This is a genomic window from Aeromonas veronii bv. veronii, assembly GCF_000820225.1.
Classification (GTDB): domain Bacteria; phylum Pseudomonadota; class Gammaproteobacteria; order Enterobacterales; family Aeromonadaceae; genus Aeromonas; species Aeromonas veronii.
The window spans coordinates 1-21,411 of sequence record NZ_CDDK01000020.1 but is presented as its reverse complement, the minus strand read 5'-3'; the positions used below and the strand labels follow the sequence as shown (position 1 = coordinate 21,411).

General features: G+C 57.5%; 17 protein-coding genes. 10 read left to right on the top strand and 7 right to left on the bottom strand.

Annotated features, from left to right (window positions below):
* Positions 1-25 precede the first annotated feature (25 nt).
* The 4 genes from trpCF to BN1139_RS09140 are packed head-to-tail and all read right to left on the bottom strand — an operon-like array spanning position 26 to position 4,844.
* Positions 26-1,534: a bifunctional indole-3-glycerol-phosphate synthase TrpC/phosphoribosylanthranilate isomerase TrpF gene (trpCF, locus tag BN1139_RS09155; protein ID WP_005350214.1), complete on the bottom strand. Its 1,509-nt coding sequence runs from the start codon at positions 1,532-1,534 to the stop codon at positions 26-28.
* Positions 1,534-2,562, bottom strand: coding sequence for an anthranilate phosphoribosyltransferase (gene trpD, locus BN1139_RS09150; protein ID WP_005350217.1), 1,029 nt, complete (start codon positions 2,560-2,562; stop codon positions 1,534-1,536). Before trpD ends, trpCF begins: the two co-directional genes overlap by 1 nt.
* Before the next feature lie 15 nt (positions 2,563-2,577).
* Positions 2,578-3,195, bottom strand: coding sequence for an aminodeoxychorismate/anthranilate synthase component II (locus BN1139_RS09145; RefSeq protein ID WP_005350219.1), 618 nt, complete (start codon positions 3,193-3,195; stop codon positions 2,578-2,580).
* On the bottom strand, positions 3,192-4,844 hold the full coding sequence (locus BN1139_RS09140; RefSeq protein ID WP_005350222.1) for an anthranilate synthase component 1: 1,653 nt from the start codon (positions 4,842-4,844) through the stop codon (positions 3,192-3,194). The genes BN1139_RS09145 and BN1139_RS09140 overlap by 4 nt, the downstream gene beginning before the upstream one ends.
* Positions 4,845-5,280: 436 nt before the next feature.
* On the opposite strand from BN1139_RS09140, the gene rnm reads away from it, so the two are divergent.
* The 6 genes from rnm to tesB all read left to right on the top strand — a co-directional run bounded on the left by rnm (position 5,281) and on the right by tesB (position 10,454).
* On the top strand, positions 5,281-6,162 hold the full coding sequence (gene rnm / locus BN1139_RS09135; RefSeq protein WP_005350223.1) for an RNase RNM: 882 nt from the start codon (positions 5,281-5,283) through the stop codon (positions 6,160-6,162).
* A 106-nt stretch (positions 6,163-6,268) separates the two neighbouring features.
* On the top strand, positions 6,269-6,889 hold the full coding sequence (locus BN1139_RS09130; RefSeq protein WP_005350226.1) for an L-threonylcarbamoyladenylate synthase: 621 nt from the start codon (positions 6,269-6,271) through the stop codon (positions 6,887-6,889).
* A complete protein-coding gene (locus tag BN1139_RS09125; protein WP_005350228.1) occupies positions 6,882-7,751 on the top strand; it encodes a segregation and condensation protein A in 870 nt (289 codons plus the stop codon). The genes BN1139_RS09130 and BN1139_RS09125 overlap by 8 nt, the downstream gene beginning before the upstream one ends.
* Positions 7,735-8,307: an SMC-Scp complex subunit ScpB gene (gene scpB / locus BN1139_RS09120; RefSeq protein ID WP_005350230.1), complete on the top strand. Its 573-nt coding sequence runs from the start codon at positions 7,735-7,737 to the stop codon at positions 8,305-8,307. The genes BN1139_RS09125 and scpB overlap by 17 nt, the downstream gene beginning before the upstream one ends.
* A gap of 134 nt (positions 8,308-8,441) precedes the next feature.
* Complete coding sequence (gene rluB, locus BN1139_RS09115; protein WP_005347347.1) at positions 8,442-9,365, top strand: 23S rRNA pseudouridine(2605) synthase RluB; 924 nt, start codon at positions 8,442-8,444, stop codon at positions 9,363-9,365.
* 222 nt (positions 9,366-9,587) lie between these two features.
* The gene (tesB, locus tag BN1139_RS09110) at positions 9,588-10,454 is read left to right on the top strand and encodes an acyl-CoA thioesterase II (protein WP_005350232.1); all 867 of its coding nucleotides are present in this window, start codon (positions 9,588-9,590) and stop codon (positions 10,452-10,454) included.
* Positions 10,455-10,532: 78 nt separating this feature from the next.
* Here the strand turns inward: tesB and aceK are convergent, their stop codons facing one another.
* Positions 10,533-12,260, bottom strand: a complete 1,728-nt coding sequence (gene aceK / locus BN1139_RS09105) for a bifunctional isocitrate dehydrogenase kinase/phosphatase (RefSeq protein WP_005350234.1) — start codon at positions 12,258-12,260, stop codon at positions 10,533-10,535.
* Positions 12,261-12,466: 206 nt separating this feature from the next.
* On the opposite strand from aceK, the gene BN1139_RS09100 reads away from it, so the two are divergent.
* From BN1139_RS09100 to thrC, 4 genes are all read left to right on the top strand, one after another.
* Positions 12,467-13,171 (top strand): tRNA/rRNA methyltransferase, encoded by a 705-nt coding sequence (locus BN1139_RS09100; RefSeq protein ID WP_005350238.1) that lies wholly within the window; start codon positions 12,467-12,469, stop codon positions 13,169-13,171.
* Positions 13,172-13,434: 263 nt separating this feature from the next.
* Positions 13,435-15,894: a bifunctional aspartate kinase/homoserine dehydrogenase I gene (gene thrA, locus BN1139_RS09095; RefSeq protein ID WP_005350241.1), complete on the top strand. Its 2,460-nt coding sequence runs from the start codon at positions 13,435-13,437 to the stop codon at positions 15,892-15,894.
* Positions 15,895-15,896: 2 nt separating this feature from the next.
* Complete coding sequence (thrB, locus tag BN1139_RS09090) at positions 15,897-16,892, top strand: homoserine kinase (RefSeq protein WP_005350244.1); 996 nt, start codon at positions 15,897-15,899, stop codon at positions 16,890-16,892.
* Positions 16,889-18,163, top strand: a complete 1,275-nt coding sequence (thrC, locus tag BN1139_RS09085) for a threonine synthase (protein ID WP_005350247.1) — start codon at positions 16,889-16,891, stop codon at positions 18,161-18,163. The genes thrB and thrC overlap by 4 nt, the downstream gene beginning before the upstream one ends.
* A 349-nt stretch (positions 18,164-18,512) precedes the next feature.
* On the opposite strand, the gene BN1139_RS20965 is transcribed toward thrC, so the two are convergent.
* Both BN1139_RS20965 and BN1139_RS20960 read right to left on the bottom strand, forming a co-directional pair.
* Positions 18,513-19,517, bottom strand: a complete 1,005-nt coding sequence (locus BN1139_RS20965) for a hypothetical protein (RefSeq protein ID WP_005350248.1) — start codon at positions 19,515-19,517, stop codon at positions 18,513-18,515.
* Complete coding sequence (locus tag BN1139_RS20960) at positions 19,510-20,979, bottom strand: AAA family ATPase (protein ID WP_005350249.1); 1,470 nt, start codon at positions 20,977-20,979, stop codon at positions 19,510-19,512. The genes BN1139_RS20965 and BN1139_RS20960 overlap by 8 nt, the downstream gene beginning before the upstream one ends.
* Positions 20,980-21,411: the final 432 nt, after the last annotated feature.

Below are 21,411 nucleotides of genomic sequence, written 5' to 3'. Positions count from 1 at the left end.
AATCGAAATATCAAAAAGGGTTGCGTTACAGGTTGCGCAGTGCGGCAAAGGCAGCCGCCAGCTTATGCGCATCCTTCTGGCCCGGGGCACTCTCCACCCCGGAGTTGAAATCAAGGCCGAGGCAGCCCACTTGTGCCGCTTGCAGGGCGTTGTCGGGATTAAGGCCCCCCGCCAGCATCAGTTTGCTCTTGTCGAGCGTGGCCAGCAGGGCCCAGTCGAACGCCTGACCGGTGCCGCCGCTCTGGCTGCCTACTTTGGTATCGAGCAGCAGGCGATCCGCCGGGTAGTCGAGGGCGGGCAGCGGTTCGCCGTTTTCTTTGCCGAGAGAGACGCCTACGGCCTTCCAGATCTGGCAGCCTGTCGGCAGCAGTGGGCGCAGGGTATCGATATAGGCGGCATCCTCATCTCCGTGCAGCTGCACCGCGGCGAGTCCCAGCGCATCCACCGTCTTGGCGATGGTGGCGGGCTGGGCGTTGCGAAATACCCCGACGTAGGAGAGCGGTGCGCCCGCCATCACGGCGCGGGCGGCGGGAATGTCCACATAGCGTGGGCTTTTCGCCACAAAGATAAGACCGCCAAACACCGCGCCCGCCTGATGGGCGGCGGCGGCATCTTCGGCGCGGGTCAGGCCGCACACCTTGTTCTGGCCCAGAGTGAGCTTGCGCACTGCGGCTTCCAGATCCGGCTCGGCCATCAGGGATGAGCCCACCAGAAAGCCCTTGGCGTGGTGGCGCAGATCCGCCACCTGAGCGCGGTGGTTGATGCCGGATTCGCTGATCACCACCCGATCGCCCGGAATATCTTTAGCCAGCTGTTTGGTGCGGTTCAGATCTACGCTCAAATCGCGCAGATCCCGGTTGTTGATGCCGATGACCGGCGCCCCTAGCGCGATGGCGCGGGTCAGCTCCTCCTCGTTGCTCACCTCGGTGAGCACGCCCAGACCCAGCTCCTTGGCCACCGCGAACAGGGCGCGATACCCCTCGTCGGTGAGCACCGAGAGCATCAGCAGGATGGCGTCCGCCTGATAGTGGCGGGCCAGATAGACCTGATAGGGGTCAATCATAAAATCCTTGCAGAGCACCGGCTGCGATACGCGGCTGCGCACCCGCGGCAGGAAGGCGAAATCCCCCTGAAAGAACTTCTCGTCGGTCAGCACCGAGATGGCGGTGGCGTATTTGCCATAGATGTCGGCGATGGCCTCCGGGCTGAAATCGTTGCGGATCAAGCCCTTGGAGGGGGAAGCCTTCTTGCACTCCAGAATAAAGCGGGTGGAGCCCGCCTTGAGCGCCCCGACGAAATCCCGATCGCTTGGGGTCAGCGCACTCTGGAAGCTCTCCAGCGGCTGGGCCAGTTTGCGGGCGGCAACCCACTCCTGTTTGGCCGCCACGATCTTGCCGAGGATGGTCTGGCTGATGGAGGCCATGTTCAGAAATGCATGGGGGGCAATAAGGTCTGACATCTCGTTATCCTTGCGAAACTGGCTCTTGCCCTGCGGGCGTTCTGAATGACTGCTGTGCAACGTGGTGGCTGACATCATGCCTTCTGATGGCCCGCATCCTGATGGCTTAAAGTGGCGAGCCGGGCAGCCAGATCCGCTGCCTTGCCGCTCGCCAGCACCGCCAGCACGTCGGCCGCCGCGCTCTTGAGATCTTTCGCCTTGCCCGCCATCAGCAGCAGTGGCGCCACATTGGCGGCAATGGCGGCGTTGTGAGCCGGAGTGCCACGCCCTTCCAGAATGGCGGCAGTGATGGCACGGTTCTCTTCAGGCTCACCACCCTGAATGGCGCTGACCGGATAGGTCTCGAGGCCAAAGTCAGCCGGGGTGATCATAAATTCACGGATTTCGCCGTCACGGATCTGGGCCACCTGGGTCGGGCCGTGGATGGCAATCTCGTCGAGCCCGGCGCCGTGAACCACCATACCGGTTTTCAGCCCCAGTGCCAGCAGGGTTTCTGCGATGGGACGCACCAGCTCGGGGGCATAGACCCCCATCAGCTGATAGGTGGGGCGAGCGGGGTTGATGAGCGGCCCCAGCACATTGAACAGGGTACGGGTTTTGAGGGCCTGACGCACCGGCATGGCGTGGCGCACCCCGGCGTGGTACTGGGGGGCGAACAGGAAGCAGATGCCAAGCTCATCCAGGCAGCGGCGCGCCTGCGCCGGGCTCATGTCGAGCTTGATGCCCATTTTGTCCAGCAGATCGCTTGAGCCCGACTTGCTCGAGACCGAGCGGTTGCCATGCTTGGCCACTTTCAGGCCGCAGGCGGCGGCGACCAGTGCCGAGGTGGTGGAGACGTTGATGGTGTTGAGGCCATCGCCACCGGTGCCGACGATGTCGCAGAACTCGTAATCCGGACGCGGGAAGTCGCGCGCTTCTGCCAAAAGCGCCTCGGCGGCGCCGGCGATCTCCTCCGGGGTCTCTCCCTTGATCTTGAGGGCGGTCAGGAGACTGGCGAGCACGATGGGGTCCACTTCGCCACGTACCACCTGACCGAAGGCGTCGCGGGTACTTTCACGGCTCAGAGACTGACCCTGATAGAGGGTGTTGAGATGTTGATGCATGTTGGTCTCCTTACCTTAACGCACGCTGCTTTCTGGGCGGGTGATATGGGCGAGCGCCTGAGTCAGCAGACGGGCCCCTTCCGAGGTCATGATGGATTCCGGGTGGAACTGGAAGCCCAGCACCCGCTCATCCTGTTGCTCGATGGCCATGGGCATCCCCTGATAGTGGGCAATCACCGTCAGCTCTTCCGGTACATAGGTGGCGACCAGCGAGTGGTAGCGGGCCACCGGCAAGGGGCTTTGCAGCCCCGCGAAGGCGCCGTGGCCGTTGTGCTCAATCAGGGACCGCTTGCCGTGGACGATCTCGCCCGCCGCGCCGACGGTGCCGCCGTAGGCTTCGCACAGGGCCTGATGGCCGAGACAGATACCGAGGATGGGCACCTGACCGCGGGCCAGTTTGATCAGGTCAATCAGGCAACCCGCCTCGTGGGGGGCGCCCGGCCCCGGCGAGAGCACCAGCACCGCATCCCCTTCGCAGGCAGCGATCTCGCTCATGATGCGGCTCGCCGGCAGGCTGTTGCGGTAGATCCGCACCGGATAGCCGAGGGAGCGGAACTGGTCGACGAGGTTGTAGGTAAAGGAGTCGAAGTTGTCGAGCAGGAAGATATTGGTGGCTGTTGATCCGGTACTCATTGGCTCACGTCCTTATGTTGCTCCTGCTGGGCGCTCAGGGCTTGCAGGGAGGTGCCATGGCTGGCGGCGATGGCGGCCAGCACGGCGGCCGCCTTGGCGCGGGTTTCGTCCGCTTCTGCTTGCGGTTTGGAGTCATAGACCACCCCGGCACCGGCCTGCACATGGGCCACGCCATCTTTCACGAAAGCGGAGCGGATGACGATGCAGGTATCCATCTCGCCAGCGCCGTTGATGTAGCCGACGGCGCCTCCGTAGCTGCCGCGGCGCTTGCCTTCCACCATGCGAATAAGCTCGCTGGCGCGGATCTTGGGGGCGCCGGTGAGGGTGCCCATGTTCATGCAGGCCTGATAGGCGTGCAGGGCGTCAAGATCGGAGCGCAAGGTGCCGACCACCTTGGAGACCAGGTGCATCACGTGGCTGTAGCGATCCACTTTCAACAGCTCCTTGACGTAGCGGGTACCCGGCTCCGAGATGCGGGCGATGTCGTTGCGGCCCAGATCCACCAGCATCAGGTGCTCGGCCACCTCTTTCTCGTCCTGACGCAGCTCCAGCTCGATGCGGCCGTCGAGATCCCGGTTGATGCTGCCATCGGGGTTGAAGCCGCGGCGGCGGGTACCGGCGATGGGGTACATCTCCACGTCGCGGCTGGCGGCGCAGAATTTCACCGCGCTCTCCGGCGAGGCACCAAACAGGGTGAAGCCCTCATCCTGCACGTAGAACATGTAGGGGCTGGGGTTGGTCTGTTTGAGGCGGCGATAGGCGGCCAGCGGGCTCGGGCACGGCAGGGAGAAGCAGCGGGACGGCACCACCTGGAAGATGTCGCCACGGCGGATGAAGCCCTTGAGCTTCTCCACCTCGGCGCAGAACTGTTTGTCGCTCTTGTCCACGCTCATGCCGCCGGTCAGGGGCTGGGTGGTCAGATCGGCGCAGAGGGGTTGCTGGCAAATCTGTTTGAAGTCGGTGAGTCGCTCGGTCAGGCGGGTGTATCTGTCTTCCACCTGGCTCTCGTCGCTGTCGCCGCCAAAGATGCAGGCAAGCAGTTGAGTGGTGCGTTCGATATGATCGATGGTGATCAGGGTTTCGGCCACATAGAAGCAGTAGTCGGGGCAGCTGTTGCTCCCCTCCGGCACGTCGGGCAGATCTTCAAATGAGGCGATGAGGTCATAGGCAAAGCTGCCCGCCATAAACAGCGCTTCGCTGTTCGCGCTAGCGTCAAGAGGGCCGAGCTGGCAATCGAGCTCCCGCTGCAGGGTGCGCAGCACGTCCAGCACGCTGCTCCCCTTGAGGCGGGAATCTTCGTCCTGCTCCCGATCGGAGGCCGGGAAGTCGAGCTGCAGCTCGCCATCTACCAGCGAGCGGGCAACCACCGCAGGCAGCCGCTCAGCCAGCAGGCTCTGCAACTGGGCTCCGTTGTCGTTCAGGCTGCGCACCCGCACGGTGTGGCCACGGCACTCGATGCGCAGGCAGGCATCCACCAGCAGTAGGCTCTGTTTGCCTGCCTTGGAGTCGATCTCTACCGATTCCAGCAGCAGGTTGTTGGGGCGACCCTGACAGAGGCGGGTATAGAGCGCCAGCGGATCGGCCACATAGGGGGCGTTGAGTTTGAGGGTATCGAATTCACCCAGAGGAAGGCGATGTGTGGCTGTCATAGTGCGTTCCCTTGCGTGTGATGCTGTTTACCGATGTTCATGACATTGAATTCCTTGAAAATTTAATTGGTCCGGGGTGGCTGGTTCAGGGGCGCCATCGCCAGGTCAGCTTGCTTGTCTGAATTCTCGGTTTCATCACAGGTCCATTTGCCGGATAATAAAAAAGCCCGCTGGGGTCAGCGGGCTTTTTCTTTGGGTTCTTAATTTGCTGTCAGATTACAGGTACAGCAACGACCACACGCCCGCATGTCAGGGAGTGTGCCACCACCAGATGGTCAGGATGGAAGTCGTTTGCATGATAAAGTCCTGTAAAAAGATGTTTGCAATGAAGTGCCTACAGAAAACGATAAAGCCGCGACCAAGTCAAGTCGCTTTTTAGCCTTCTTTCACCGATTTGCCATGAATGGTGACCTGACCACGAGAGCGGAATAACCTGATGAGATTCGATCTTCACTGCCATACCACTGCCTCCGACGGGGTGCTGAGCCCGGCCGAACTGGTGCGACGCGCCGCCGAGAAACAGGTCGAGGTGTTAGCAGTTACTGACCACGATACCCTTGCCGGGCTTGATGAAGTACGCCGCACCATCGAAGCTGAGCAACTGCCGCTGCGACTGGTGAGCGGGGTCGAGATCTCCACCGGCTGGGAGCATCACGAGATCCATATCGTGGCGCTGGGGGTGGATGAAAAAAATCCGCAGCTGTTGGATTTTCTGGCCGGTCAGCTGGCACGACGTGAGGCGCGTGCACTGGAAATCGGGCGTCGTCTGGAGAAGTGCCTCATCCCCGGCACCTATGAAGAGGCCAAGGCGCTCGCCGGTGACGCCGCCGTGACCCGCGCCCACTTTGCCCGGGTGCTGGTGGCACGCGGGGTGGCCGACAACATGCAAAAGGTATTCAAAAAGTACCTGAGCCGTGGCAATAAAGGGTATGCCCCGGCCGAGTGGCCCGAGATGAGCGAAGCCATCGCGGCCATTCACGCCGCCGGTGGGCTGGCGGTGCTGGCTCACCCCAGCCGTTACGATCTCACCGCCAAGTGGATCAAGCGGTTGCTGGTGGCCTTCAAAGCGGCCGGTGGCGATGCCATGGAGGTCTCATTGCCCCAGCAGAGTCCGCAGGAGCGGGCCAATCTGGGCCAGTGGGCCAAGGATCACGACCTTTATATCTCGGTGGGATCGGATTTTCACTTCCCCTCCAACTGGACCGAGCTGGGCCGCCACCTCTGGCTGCCCAAAGAAGGGATGCCCGTCTGGCTGGCCTATCCCGGTCACTTTGGGCTCACCACCGAGCAACATGCCGAGCTGCTGGCGAGCCGGTAACGGCGCCAGCGAAGCGGCCACAAACAGGTTAAGGTAGTGTCATGGGTCTTTGGCCCGTGACCATACGAGCGGGCAGGTATTGCTGCCCCCATTGCGAGAACAAGCTATGAGTCAGCATTTTTACGTACATCCGGAAAATCCCCAGGCCCGTCTGATCGGTCAGGCGGTACAGATCATCCAGAACGGCGGCGTGATCGTCTATCCGACCGACTCCGGCTATGCGCTGGGTTGCCAGATGGGTGACAAGGGCGCGCTGGAGCGCATCTGCCGCATCCGTCGTCTCGACGCCAACCACGACTTCACCCTGGTGTGCCGCGATCTCTCCGAGATCTCCACCTACGCCAAGGTCGACAACAGCGCGTTTCGCCTGATCAAGAACAACACCCCGGGCGCCTACACCTTCATCTTCAAGGCGACCAAAGAGGTGCCGCGCCGCTTGATGAACGAGAAGAAGAAGAGCATCGGCATCCGGGTGCCGGACAACAAGATTGCTCAGGCGCTCTTGGAAGCCCTCGGCGAGCCGCTGCTCTCCACCACATTGATCCTGCCGGACTCCGAGATTGCCGAGTTCGACCCGGAAGAGATCTTCGACAAGCTGGGCAAGCAGATCGATCTGGTGGTCAACGGCGGCTATCTGGGCGAGCAGCCCACCACAGTGGTCGATTTTTCTGACGACGAGCCGGTATTGCGTCGTCGCGGCGCCGGAGATCCAACCCCGTTTGAGTGATGTCGCTGAACCGGTGACTGTCCCCGCTGCCGAGACGGGGGCTGGCTCCGCGCTACCCATCGCGAAAGTCCTGGGGCAGCCCTATCACGAGCTGCCCCAGGATCTGTTCATCCCGCCCGATGCGCTGGAGGTGTTCCTCGATACCTTCGAGGGGCCGCTCGATCTGCTGCTCTATCTGATCCGGCGCCAGCAGCTCGATATCCTCAACCTGCCGATCCTGCAGATCACCGCCCAGTACATGGAGTACGTGGAGCTGATGCAGGGGCTCAACCTTGAGCTGGCAGCCGAATATCTGCTGATGGCGGCCTGGCTGGCGGAGATCAAATCCCGCCTGCTGCTGCCCAAGGCGCCGGAGCTGGAGGATGAAGAGGAGGGAGAAGACCCGCGGGTGACGCTTATTCGCCGCCTGCAGGAGTACGAGCGCTACAAGGTAGGTGCAGAGAGGGTCAATGAGCTGCCACGGGTGGAGCGGGAGATTTATATCGCAGCCGCCCTGCCCCCCGATTTTGGCGCCCTCAAGCCACTGGCGCCCGATGTTTCGCTGGTTGAGCTCGCCCTTTACATGCAAAGTGTGGTAAAACGCGCGACTCATTTCGAACATCACCAGATCCGCCGCGAACAGATCCCGACCCGGGTGCGCATGGCGGAGATCCTCGCCATGCTCACGCTGGGCCAGACCCTGCGCCTTGAGCAGGTGCTGCGCGCCGAAGAGGGGCGCATGGGGGTACTGGTGACGTTTCTGGCCCTGCTGGAGCTGTGCAAGGAGCAACTGATCTGGATCCTGCAGGCAGAACCCCTTGGCCCAATCCATTTCGCATTGGCCGAGCAGAGCGAGGAGGGCAACCGTGGCGCTGCCCACTGAACGACTCAAGACCCTGATCGAAGCTGCGCTGTTTGTGGCCGGTCGCCCGCTCAATGTCAGCGAACTGAAAAGCAGCGTGCTGGCGGATTATCCGGTGACCAGTCGCTATGTTCAGCTGCTGTTGGCCGAGATCAGGCAAGATTACAGCTCGCGAGGCGTCGAGCTCAAAGAGGTCGCCTCCGGCTGGCGCTTTCAGGCGCGTCAGGAGTATGCCGAGGAGCTCTCGCGGCTCTGGAGCGAGCGTGCGCCGCGCTATTCGCGCGCCGTGATGGAGACGCTGACCCTGATCGCCTATCGCCAACCCATCACCCGGGCCGAGATCGAAGCGATCCGCGGGGTGGCGGTGTCGAGCCAGATAGTGAATACCCTGAAAGAGCGTGGCTGGGTGCGCAGCATAGGCCACAAAGAGGTGGCGGGTCGCCCCGAGCTGCTCGCCACCACCAGAGAGTTTCTGGATTACTTTAATCTGCAGAGTCTGGAGCAGCTCCCCGAGCTGGATCCGGAGCTGCAACCCCTGTTGCCCTCTGCGGTGGACGGGGAGAGCGATGCCCGGTGAATGACGCCCAAGTGTGCCGACGTCACCGAGATATACATTTTTCAACTGTGGCGAGTGCTCCAACCGGTGTTTGTTACAGTTAACCCCGTTGCCCCTTTTACCAGTGGGCAGCGATCAACAATCAGGTAACCCCGATGAGTGAAAAACTGCAAAAAGTGTTGGCCCGCGCGGGTCACGGCTCCCGTCGTGAGATGGAGGCCCTGATCACCGCAGGTCGGGTCAGTGTGGATGGCAAGGTCGCCACACTGGGGGATCGCGTCGAAGTGAACGCCGTGATCCGGGTGGATGGTCACCAGGTCAAGACCCGTGCCGCAGAGGAAGTGATCTGCCGCGTACTGGCTTATCACAAGCCGGAAGGGGAGATGTGTACCCGTCACGATCCGGAAGGTCGTCCCACCGTGTTTGATCGTCTGCCCAAGATGGAAGGTGCCCGCTGGATCGCGGTCGGCCGCCTCGACGTCAACACCTCCGGTCTGTTGCTGTTCACCACCGACGGTGAGCTGGCCAACCGTCTGATGCACCCGAGCCACGAAGTGGAACGGGAATACGCGGTACGTGTCTTTGGCGAGATCACCGAAGCCATGCTGCAGCGTCTGCGCAAGGGCGTGCAGCTGGAAGATGGCACCGCCAAGTTCAACAAGATCAAACCGGCTGGCGGTGAGGGTCTGAACCAGTGGTTCAACGTCACCCTGACCGAAGGTCGCAACCGTGAAGTGCGCCGCCTGTGGGAATCCCAGGAAGTGCAGGTTAGCCGCCTGATGCGGATCCGCTACGGTGACGTCAAGCTGGACCGCGGCATCCCGCGCGGCGGCTGGCAAGAGCTTAAACTGCCGGAAGTGAACTACCTGCGCGGTCTGGTCAACCTGCCGCCGGAGACCGAATCCAAGGTCGACCTGCAGCAGGATGGCAAAACCAGCCGTCACAAGCAGGCCGCCCAGATCCGTCGCGCCGTGCAGCGTCACAAAGAGATGCAGGGCAAAGAGCCCCGTGCCCGCGCCACCACCGCCCGTCGCAAGCCGCAAGCCTCTACCCGCAACTCAGGTACCGGCAGCAAGTAAGCGCCGTTTGCCAGTGACGCACACTGATAGACGTGCAAACTTGCCAAAAAGCCCGCACCAACTGGTGCGGGCCTTTTTGTATCAACCCCCCTGGCTGGTAAAAGGGGGGGGGGGAGAAATTGAGGGGAATTTCTGTCGTCTGTTTGCCCGCAGACTCGCCGCTGCGGTTGCTCTGCTCCGGTGAGCTTGTTAGCCTGTGCGGCTCTGACAGAGGAGTGAACGATGAGCAAGGTACTTGATGAGCTGCTGGCGTTGCTGGCGCTGGAAAAAATCGAGGAGGGCCTGTTTCGGGGCCAGAGCCAGGATCTCGGTCTGCGGGCCGTGTTTGGCGGACAGGTAATGGGGCAGGCTTTGTCAGCCGCCAAGCAGACGGTCGAGACCGGTCGTCAGGTTCACAGTTTTCACTCCTACTTCCTGCGTCCGGGGGATGTGACCCGTCCCATCGTCTATGACGTTGAGAATATTCGCGATGGCCAGACCGTCTCCACCCGCCGGGTCAAGGCGATTCAGGGCGGCAAGCCCATCTTCTATCTCAACGCCTCGTTTCAGGTGCCGGCCGACGGTTTCGAGCATCAGGTACAGATGCCCACCGGCATCACCCCGCCGGAGGAGCTCAAGAGCGAGCTGGAGCTGGTGCGCCCCTACGAGAACCTGATCCCGGCCTCCTTGCGGGACAAGATCCTCTGCGAGCAGCCCATCGAGATGCGTCCGGTGACTCTGGTCGACCCTATTCGGCCGACGGTGCAGGATCCGGTGCGCCACGTCTGGTTCAAGGCCAACGGTCAGATGCCGGACGATCTGCGGGTGCACAAATACCTGCTGGCCTACGCCTCCGACTTCAACTTCCTGCTCACCTCGCTGCAGCCGCACGGGGTGTCGTACTGGGAGCCGGATATGCAGGTGGCCACCATCGATCACTCCATGTGGTTCCACCGGGATTTCCGCTTCGACGACTGGCTGCTCTACGTGGTAGACAGCCCGAGCGCCAGCAGCGGTCGCGGTCTGGTGCGCGGTCAGTTCTTTACCCGTGACGGCATGCTGGTGGCGAGCACCATGCAAGAAGGGGTGATCCGCCGTCGCGGCAGTTAAGGCGCAAAGCGGATAGCAAAACGGGGTGGCTTGGGCCACCCCGTTTTCGTTGCTGCGATGTGCGCGGGCGCTGCGCGATCAGCCGCCGCGCTGGTACTTGAAGCGCTTCTTGCGCCGGTAGGGGTAGACATCCTCGAACACCCCCACCTTGATGTTGCTCTGCAGCATCTTCCAGTAGTTGGCATCGAACATCTCCTTGTGCAGCTGCAGCATGATCTCCCGCACCTGCGGCTTTTGCAGCAGGAAGGTGGCGAACTCCTCGGGGAAGATGTCGTTGGGGGCTACCGAATACCAGGGCTCGGCGCTCCACTCATCCTCGGGGTAGCGCGGCGGCGGGATCTGGCGGAAGTTGCACTCCGTCATGTAGCAGATCTCGTCGTAGTCGTAGAAGACCACCCGGCCGTGACGGGTGACGCCAAAGTTCTTGAACAGCATGTCCCCCGGGAAGATGTTGGCCGCCGCCAGCTGCTTGATGGCGTTGCCGTACTCCTCCAGCGCGAGGCGGGTCTGCTGCTCGTCCGCCTTGTCCAGATAGAGGTTGAGGGGGATCATCTTGCGCTCGGTGTAGAGGTGCTTGATCACCAGCTTGTCGTCGCTGATGGTGAGCGCCGACGGTGCCACCGTCTTGAGCTCGGCAAGCAGTTCCGGCGAGATGCGATCCAGCGGAAACTCGAAGTTGGTGAACTCCTGGGTATCGGCCATCCGGCCAACCCTATCGTGCTGTTTAACCAGCCGGTACTTTGCCTTCACCTGCTCGTGGCTCACATCCTTCGGGGGAGTGAACTCGTCTTTTATCACCTTGAACACCACATCGTAGGAGGGGAGGGTAAACACGCTCATCACCATCCCCTTGATGCCCGGCGCGATGATGAACTGATCCCGACTCTGGGCCAGATGGTGGCGGTAGTGGCGATAGAGCTCGGTCTTGCCATGCTTCTGGCAGCCGATGGCGTTGTAGATCTCGTAATCGGGCTTGTGGGGCATGATCTGGCGCAGGAAGGCGACGAACAGCGCCGGTTCGCGGGCATAGACCATAAAGTAGGCGCGGGCGAAGCCAAACACGATGGAGGCGAGATCCGGCTCGAAGATCACCGTGTCCACATAGATGCTGTGGCCGGTGCTGAGCAGGGGCAGGATAAAGGGGAACACCTGATCCCGGGCCCGGATCAGTCCCACCAGATAGGCCCCCTTGTTGCGGTAGAACACCTCTTTGAGCAGCTCGATGGCAAAGGGCTCATCATGGAGGATTTGCGGGCCGTTCTCCGCAAGATGGCGGTGGATGTCGACAATATCTCGCTGCTTGTCCTCGTAGGGGAGGGTGAAGCTGTAATCCCCCAAAAGCTGGCTCAAGGTCTGCGGCAAGTGGGCCAGATCGGTGCGATAGACCCGCAGCAGGGAGCTTAAATCCGGTTTTTCGCCACGGCTGACAAAGGGGTGGATATAGAGGTTCTCGTCGCGGATATTGCGATGGCGAAAGATCCGGCGATAGACGGAGTTGAAGAAGGACTCCGCCACCTCGAAGTTGTCACAACGGGGCAACAGATCGCTGAAGGCGCTCTTGACCCGCTTGAGCAGCTCCTGAGTGGCGTGGTGCTCCCCCATCATCTGGCGGATGGAGCTGGCGGTGGCCCCCACATGGTGGTCATAGAGGCGAATTCGCTCGCGACCCGCCAGCTGCACCCCCAGCCAGTCACTGTTCTCGAAGCGGCTCTTGCTGCCCTGGGTTATCTCGAGAAACCGGCTGTAAAACGACTCGAAGCGTTGCAAGATAGTCTCGGCGACGGCCTGTTCCAATGGCTGCTGCATCTCTCTCTTCCTTGTGATCTGTCGGGCCGATAGCGCGAAGGAGTGGGTGTAATTTGTTCACACGTCAGGCCACTATCGCAACATTCAAACGTCTGTTCAAGTGGCAATTTTCGGGGATAAACGGTAGATTGCGCCCCTGTTTTGGTGATGGTTTAGCGACTGTTTGCTGTCTGTTTGAGAGGCCGTCCGGCCTGTGAGGAAACCCGATGAAGCTCTATTTTGTCCTGGTGGCACCTGCCCGACCTGCGAACGTGGGGGCGGCTGCCCGCGCCATGAAAACCATGGGATTCGATGCCATGCGACTGGTGGCTAGCCGGGTACACGAAGAGGAGGAGGCGAGCTGGGTGGCCCACGGCGCCCAGGAGATCCTGACTCAGGCCGAAGCGTTCGATACCCTGCCCGAGGCGCTGGCGGACATGGATCTGGTGATCGCCACCACCGCCCGTGAACGCGGTCGCTACCAGCACTACCTCACGCCGGGGGAGATCCGCGAGCAGATCCGCAGCAAGCCTTCACTCAACAAGGTGGCCATCGTCTTTGGCTGCGAGGAGTCGGGGCTCTCCAACGAGCAGCTGGCCGAGGTCGATCTCATCAGCTATCTGCCGCTCAAGGTGAGCTACCCGTCTCTCAATCTGGGGCAGGCGATCATGCTCTACGCCTACGAGATGAGTCAGCTGATGGATGAGCTGAACGCCGACGGCGGCGCTGCGGTAGCAGAAAATTTTGATAACGCCGGGCAGGTTCGGGTGCTGAAAAGCAAAACAGCAGAATTGCTGGGTGAGCTCGGAGTTTCGCAGGATGAAAAACTGCATCAATGGGTGATGGACCGGGTTCCCATGCTGCCGCAGCGGGATTTGAACATGCTCCACCTGCTCTGCAAAGACCTTGCGCGCCGATTTGGGCGTGAGTAGCGAAGAGGTTTAAGTTGACAGCCCATCGCCCGCCGCGGTATTGCTAAAAGCCAGCTTCGTCAACGAGTGTTCGTCATGCAGTTATTCACCAACGTCATCACCACCACCATTATTACCGGTACCACCACAGGTGGCACTGGGGCCGGTTGATGCGCTGACGAACAAGCACAGAAATCAGAAAAGGCCCGTACCCACCCAGTACGGGCCTTTTTGTTGGATTGGTTTTTAGATTGAATTTCATAGATTTACAGGGAGAGAAAGCGATGAGAGTGTTGAAATTTGGCGGGTCTTCACTGGCCGATGCAGAACGTTTTTTACGGGTGGCCGATATCGCGGTCAACACCCACGGCCAATCTCAGGTAGCCCTGGTGCTCTCTGCACCTGCCAAGGTGACCAATCATCTGGTGGCGCTGGTGGAGCAGACCAGTCGCGGCATGGATGCCAGTTCCACCCTGTTTGAAGTCAATGGCATCTTCTCCCGCCTGCTGGCCGGGTTGAAGGCGGCCTATCCGGCGCTCGATGACAAGGCGCTGCTGGCCCGCCTCACCGCCGAGCTGGATCAGGTGGAGCGGCTGATGCAGGGCATCCGTCTGCTGGGCCTCTGCCCGGACAACGTGCAGGCGCGCATTCTGAGCCGTGGCGAGAACCTCTCCATCGCCTTTATGCACGAGCTGCTGCGGGTGCGCGGTCTGGATCTGGAGCTGATCGTGCCGGAAGAGCTGCTGGTCACCGACGGCGGCTATCTGGAAGCCCATGTCGATATCGAAGCCTCCCGCCTGCGCTTTGCCGCCAAGGGGCTGCGTAGCGACTGTCTTTACCTGATGCCGGGCTTTACCGGTGGCAGCGACAAGGGCGAGACCGTGCTGCTGGGTCGCAACGGCTCCGACTACTCCGCCGCTGTATTGGCCGCATGCGTCGATGCCGAGTGCTGCGAGATCTGGACTGACGTCGAGGGTTGCTACAGCTGCGACCCCCGTCTGGTGCCGGATGCCTATCTGCTGAAAACCCTCTCCTACAAGGAGGCGATGGAGCTCTCCTACTTCGGCGCCAAGGTGCTGCACCCTAAAACCATCGCGCCGGTGGCCCAGTTCCATATTCCCTGCCTCATCAAGAACAGCTTCAACCCGCAAGGGCCGGGCACCCTGATCGGCCCCGAGAGCGGCGACGATGACCTGAAAGTGAAGGCCATCTCGGATCTCTCCGGCATGTGCATGTTCAACGTCTCCGGCCCCGGCATGAAGGGGATGGTCGGCATGGCCGGTCGCATCTTCTCCGCCGTCTCCCGCGCCGGGGTCAGCATCGTCCTGATTACTCAATCCTCCTCCGAGTACAGCGTCAGCTTCTGTATCCACAGCTACGACAGTGAGAAGACCCGTAAGGTGCTGGAGCGCGAGTTCGAGCTGGAGTTCAAAAACCAGCTGCTGGAGCCGCTGGATATCATCAGCGATCTGGCGATCATCTCCCTGATCGGTGACGGCATGCGCACCAGCAAGGGGATGGCGGCCCGCTTCTTCACCTCGCTGGCGCAAGCCTCCATCAACATCGTCGCCATTGCGCAGGGCTCCAGCGAGCGCTCCATTTCGGCGGTGGTGCGGGATCGCAAGGTGGCGGAAGCCATCAAGGCGTGCCACCAGAACTTCTTTGGCAGCCAGCAGTTTATCGATCTGTTTGTGGTCGGGGTCGGCGGCGTCGGTGCCGCGCTGGTGGATCAGATCGCCCGCCAGCAACCGGTACTGGCCGAACAGGGCACTGGCCTTCGCGTGGTCGGCATCGCCAACAGCCGCCAGATGGCGGTTAACAAGGATGGCCTGAACCTCGCCAACTGGCGTGAACAGCTGGCGGAAGCCCGCGACAGCTTCTCGCTGGAAGGGGTGAAAAAGCTGGTGGAAGATAGCCATATCATCAACCCGGTGATCGTTGACTGCACCTCCTCCGAGGCGGTGGCCGTCCAGTATGCCGACTTCCTCGCCGCCGGTTTCCATGTGGTGACTCCGAACAAGAAGGCCAACACCGGCTCGCTCGATTACTACAAGGCGCTGCGCCGCACTGCCCGCCAGACTCGCCGCAAGTTCCTGTACGAGACCAACGTCGGCGCCGGTCTGCCGGTTATCGAGAACCTGCAAAACCTCATCAAGGCCGGTGACAAGCTGCGTGCCTTCGACGGGATTCTGTCCGGTTCCCTCTCCTTTATCTTCGGCAAGCTGGATGAAGGGATGGCGTTCTCCGAGGCAACCCAAATCGCTCGCAGCAACGGCTTTACCGAGCCGGATCCCCGCGACGATCTCAACGGCATGGATGTGGCGCGCAAGCTGCTCATTCTGGCTCGCGAAGCCGGCATGGCGCTGGAGCTCTCCGATGTCGAAGTCGAACAGGCGCTGCCGCCCGGATTTGACGCCAGCGGCGACGTGGAAGCCTTTATGGCCCGCCTGCCGGAGGCCGACGGCTGGTTCCGCGACCAGTTCGCCGCGGCCCAGCGTGAAGGCAAGGTGCTGCGCTATGTGGGTTCCATCGAGGGTGGCAAGTGCAAGGTGGCCATCAAGGCGGTCGGTGGCGACGAGCCGCTGTTCAAGGTCAAAGACGGGGAGAACGCGCTCGCCTTCTTCTCCACCTACTACCAGCCGATCCCGCTGGTGCTGCGTGGCTATGGCGCCGGTACCGAAGTGACTGCAGCGGGCGTCTTTGCCGACGTGCTGCGCACCCAGAACTGGAAGCAGGAGCTATAAGCATGAGTTCAGACATGTACCCCTCTTATATGACGGACGGCGGTAGCGTAGTCGCCTACGCGCCTGCCTCCAGCGCCAACCTGAGCGTGGGATTCGATGTACTGGGGGCGGCGCTCGCCCCCGTGGATGGCTCTCTGCTCGGCGATCGGGTGCAGGTAAAATCGGCTGACGTGCCTTTTGCGCTGTCCTCTGTGGGCCGCTACGCCCACAAGCTGCCGGACGATCCGAAAAAGAATATCCTCCATGACTGCTGGGTCGCCTATGGCGAGGCGCTGGAGAAGCGGGGCCTGAAACTCAAGCCGCTCGAAATGGTGCTGGAGAAGAACCTGCCCGTCGGTTCGGGTCTGGGTTCCAGCGCCTGCAGCGTGGTGGCGGCGCTGGAGGGGCTCAACGCCTTTCACGGCGCGCCGCTTGATGAGCACGACATGCTGCTGCTGATGGGGGAGATGGAAGGCAAGATCTCCGGCTCCGTTCACTACGACAACGTAGCCCCCTGTTATCTGGGCGGCATGCAGCTGGTGCTGGAAGAGCACGGCGTTATCAGTCAGGGTATTCCGGTGTTCGATCAGTGGTACTGGGTGGTCTGCTATCCGGGTACCGTGGTCTCTACCGCCGCGGCCCGCGCCATTTTGCCGGCCCAATATCGCCGTCAGGATTGCCTCACCTATGGCCGTCGCCTGGCTGCCTTTGTCCACGCCAGCTACACCGGGCAGGAGCCGCTGGCGGCGAGCGTTTTGAAAGACGTGATTGCCGAGCCCTACCGCGCGGCGCTGATCGAAGGCTTTGCCGAGGTGCGGGCGCAGGCGGCCCAGAACGGGGCGCTGGCTACCGGCATCTCCGGCTCCGGCCCCACCGTGTTTGTGGTGATGAAGGAACTGGCGCAGGCCGAGCGAATGAAGGAATGGATGGAAGCACATTTCGTGCAGAACGAAGATGGATTTGCCCGGGTCTGCAAACTGGACATGGCCGGGGCACGGGTAACAGGAAGCGAGCTATGAATCTCTACAACATCAAGGACAACAGCGAACAGGTGAGCTTCGCGCAGGCGGTGCGTCAGGGCTTGGGTCGCGAACAGGGGCTCTTCTTCCCCGAACAACTCGAACCGCTCGCCGATGTGGATGCCCTGCTCGATCTGCCGCTGGCCGAACGCTCTGCCCGCATCCTGAGCCACCTGTTGGGGGACGAAGTGCCCGCAGCGAAAGTGAGCGAGCTTGTCAACGCCGCCTTCACCTTCCCGGCGCCGCTGGTGAAGCTCAAGGACAACACCTATGCCCTTGAGCTGTTCCACGGCCCGACTCTGGCGTTCAAGGATTTCGGCGGCCGCTTTATGGCCCAGTGCCTCGCGGCGTTTAGAACCAACGACAAGATTACTATCCTCACCGCCACCTCCGGCGACACCGGCGCCGCCGTGGCCCACGCCTTCTACGGGCTGGAGGGGATCGAGGTGGTGATCCTCTATCCCAAAGGCAAGATAAGCCCGCTGCAGGAGAAGCTCTTCTGCACCCTCGGCGGCAATATCCGCACCATCGCCATCGACGGCGACTTCGATGCTTGTCAGGCGCTGGTAAAACAGGCCTTTGACGACGAAGCGCTGAAAAAGGCCATTGGCCTCAACTCCGCCAACTCCATCAATATCAGCCGTCTGCTGGCGCAGGTTTGCTACTACTTCGAAGCGGTGGCCCAGTTGCCCAAGGCCGATCGCGCCAAGGCGGTCATCAGCGTGCCGTCCGGCAACTTTGGCAACCTCACCGCAGGCCTGATCGCCAAGGCGCTGGGGCTGCCGGTGAAGCGCTTTATCGCCGCCACCAACGCCAACGATACCGTGCCGCGCTACCTGAAAACCGGTCAGTGGGAGCCGCATCAGACAGTGGCCACCCTGTCGAACGCCATGGATGTCAGTCGCCCCAACAACTGGCCGCGAGTGGAAGAGCTTTGCCGTCGCAAGGGCTGGGCGCTGGAGACCCTGGGGTCAGGCATGCGTGACGACGCCCAGACCCGCGCTGCCCTTAAACGGCTGCACCAGCTGGATTACCTCTGCGAACCCCACGGCGCCATTGCCTGGGATCTGCTGGGTGAACAGCTGGCCGAAGATGAAGTGGGGGTGTTCCTCTGCACCGCCCATCCCGCCAAGTTCAAGGAGTCGGTGGACGAGATCCTCAATCTCGATGTACCGCTACCCGGCCCGCTCGCCAAACACGCCGAGCTGCCGCTGCTCTCCGTTAATTTGCCCGCGGAGTTTGCCCGGTTAAGGGCGTTTTTGGTGGGTTAAGCCGCTGAGCTGAGATAATCGATAGAAATAAAAATCCCCCGGTAACGGGGGATTTTTATTTTCTGGATTGGAAAGTGGCGGCTGAAATTGGAGCGGTTGCTGGTCGATCTCGTTTCCGACTTTATTGCTGGAGTAGTGACGTAAAGGGAGTGTTGTGTGTGGAAGGTGTTAATCTGCCAGCTGGTATCAGTAACATGAGTGCAGCGAGTGAATTTTATTCTCTTGCTAGCTGTTAATCTTTTCAGCGTTCAAAACTCCAAGCGTATAGATAATGATTTATTTAGTAAAGGTGAACGGTAGTTATATCCTCGTAAAAATAAAAATCCCCCAGAAGGGGGATAGGGGAAATTTAATATGTTAGAGAGATGCGTCTTATGGCTTGATTTTGCTTTAACGTATCTTCTATGGATAAAAAATCACACTCGGCAAGCGAGGTGATAGAAAACGTGGAGTTTACGCTTGCTCGTGAATTTCTAAATACTGATAGACCTGCACCAAAATAAAATGCGTGGAATTTATCAAATCTAATGTATCTATCATGTGAATTTGTTGCAAAACACGAGTCAGGTGAAATTATTATTGTTATCCTTCTGAAGGAAAATCTACCTGTCGTTATAATTTCATTTAAAGCGTTTGTTATGTCATCTAATGCAAAATTTATGTCTAGTGTTGATATGGATGAATAAATGGTGATGGATGTAGTAGTATTTTCAGATGAAATTCTACTAAATATGTAATATAGCTCTCTCTTGTTTGTTGCAATGTTTTTTTGCCACTGCTCCACTGTGTTTTTAATTATGTATCGGTCAGTTATAATAATACTCTTTGATAGGGGTATTATATGTTTGAAGCGTGTATTCCAGATCGCGTCTCTACATTCACCTATTGAAATAGATGCATTAGCAATATGAAGGGAATCTTCGATTGATTCAATATTAAACAGTCGATCAAAACTGGTGATACTGTTTCTTTTATTTGTTGTAAATGATGCGTCTTTAATATTTAGCAATGATAAGTTTTCATCATCTATCATTAAATAGTTGCAACGATCATCAAGCTCCTGCATTTCGTCTGTATCTTCAAATATTGAGGTTTTTTTAATGACATTACAATCAGTCTCTATTCTTCTGGCATTCGATATCGCGAAAGTCCATTTTTGATTTATTTTTGGGGGTAATTTATTAATCTTTTCTTGTATAGTTAGTGCATAATCATCACTACGATTAAAAATTAAAACGCCTTGTTTTAGAATTAATTTTATAGCCTTCTTATGCACTGATATTAATGCATGATGTTCAGGATTTACATTTAAGCTGTTCGTATTAATGCCAAAAATCTGAACTGCACTAGTCATTAAAGATCTCCTTGAACGTCAGTTCAGAAAATCCATCTGGCCATTCATCAATGAGTTCTCCCGACTCATCTATTTCTAATTCAAATATGTCTGCTCCAAAATTTGTTGGTTGCACATATATAACTGAAAGCATTTCTGGAGTTATAGTCCCAGTTCTAATTCTTTTTAGTAACCGTAGCAGTAGAGCTTCGCTGTGAGTTTCAATTATCCATTGATTATTGTTCTTTCCAAAATCATGAGTTTCGGTTGTCGAAATAAAATAATCTGCTAGTTCAGCTTGTAGTTTAGGATGTAGATGGATCTCTGGCTGTTCAACACAAATAATACTATTTTTCCTTACTATTCCCTCAACTAAAATAGGGAGTAATTGACCTATACCAAAACCAACATCAGATGGAGTTACAATAACATCTGTTCTAGTGTCTCGTAGAGATATTGAAATTAGTTCTCCTGTTAGAGAAGTTCCAACATTTTCGACATCTATCTCATATGGAATATTGAATTTTTGGAAGCATGAGTTTAATTCAGGGATTATAACATCCTTTTCTTTGTATATTATTTGAGGGGTATCCTTTCCTGAAACACCTACTGTATTTAAGCTATATTGGTTTTTACTATAAAATCGTTCTGGAGCTGAGCGAAGTGGGCCAAGATAAGATATTGAACTCATTAGCTCAATAAATTCTGAATGAATGTTGTAGAAAAATCCTCTTAAACGACTAAATGACTTTAAATAAGAATCGAAAAAATTAAAGTTGGAGTCGAGAGTTGATGTGGGTGTGGATAAAACAAATGGAAAATCATCGCCGCTTGACGTTTTAAAATATATCGATTTTATAAATTTTTCTGTTACATGGTGATCGAAAAGTTCTGATTCCTTGTTGTATCTTCGGAATAGCAAATCTAATAATGAAGCTTCACTTTCTTTATCAGATAGTAAAAAGAAGTCATTGGTATTATTGAATATAAATTCTTCATTATCGCTAATGAAATGGTCAGATCTTTCTAATCTAATATCAAATGTAGTTTCTTTTGAGGTTTTTTCGATAAACCGCATTCGTAATTCATTTAATATTGAATCATATTCATTATAGTTGAAGCTTTCATCATACCACTGGTATTGAAAAGATAACTCTCTGTATTCTTTTAGGCTAACAAATTCATTTTGTCTTTTGTTTACATTTAGACCGTCGTAACATATTGAGATTCTAATACTATTAAAAATTTCATGTTCATGAATAACTGAACGATATCCACCTAAATCAAAAATCTCCCCACTAGTTACTAGTCCTCTACTACCTTTTGGTTTTCCGCTATAGGTTTGTTTTAAAACACCAAGCGCTTGTAATATAGACGTTTTCCCCGATGAGTTTGGGCCAAAAATCAGGGTTATCGGTGCAAGTCTTATATCTGCCTTATCTTTTATTGATTTGAAATTTTCAATTTTTATTGACTTTAGCATACGTTGGCCTGTTATAAAAATATCGAGTGCACTAATAATATTGTACAAAAGTGCAATTTGAAATGTACTCTAAGGTCATCATAAATAATATTTCATGAATTGAATCTTTGTATCTTTAAAAATTAATTTTTAGTTCACAAATTTGGTAAGCACATATTTAGTTGTAGGTAATCTAAAAAATTTCACGCTACCGCCCGTGGATTACAGCTTCCAAAATGCTCAATTAACCAGCGAGGGCTTCGGTCCATCACTGATGAATAGGCACCGGATGGCTATGATAAGCCAATCGAATCTGGCCACACCAGTCAAAAAGTGACGTAAATGTCAGTAATGAATGATTTTTTGCGCTGGCTCAACAAATCGCCCTGACCGGGCACCGGATTCCCATGGCCCTTGATTTTATTGGGGTTGGCGGGTGTGCCAAGGAAGTTG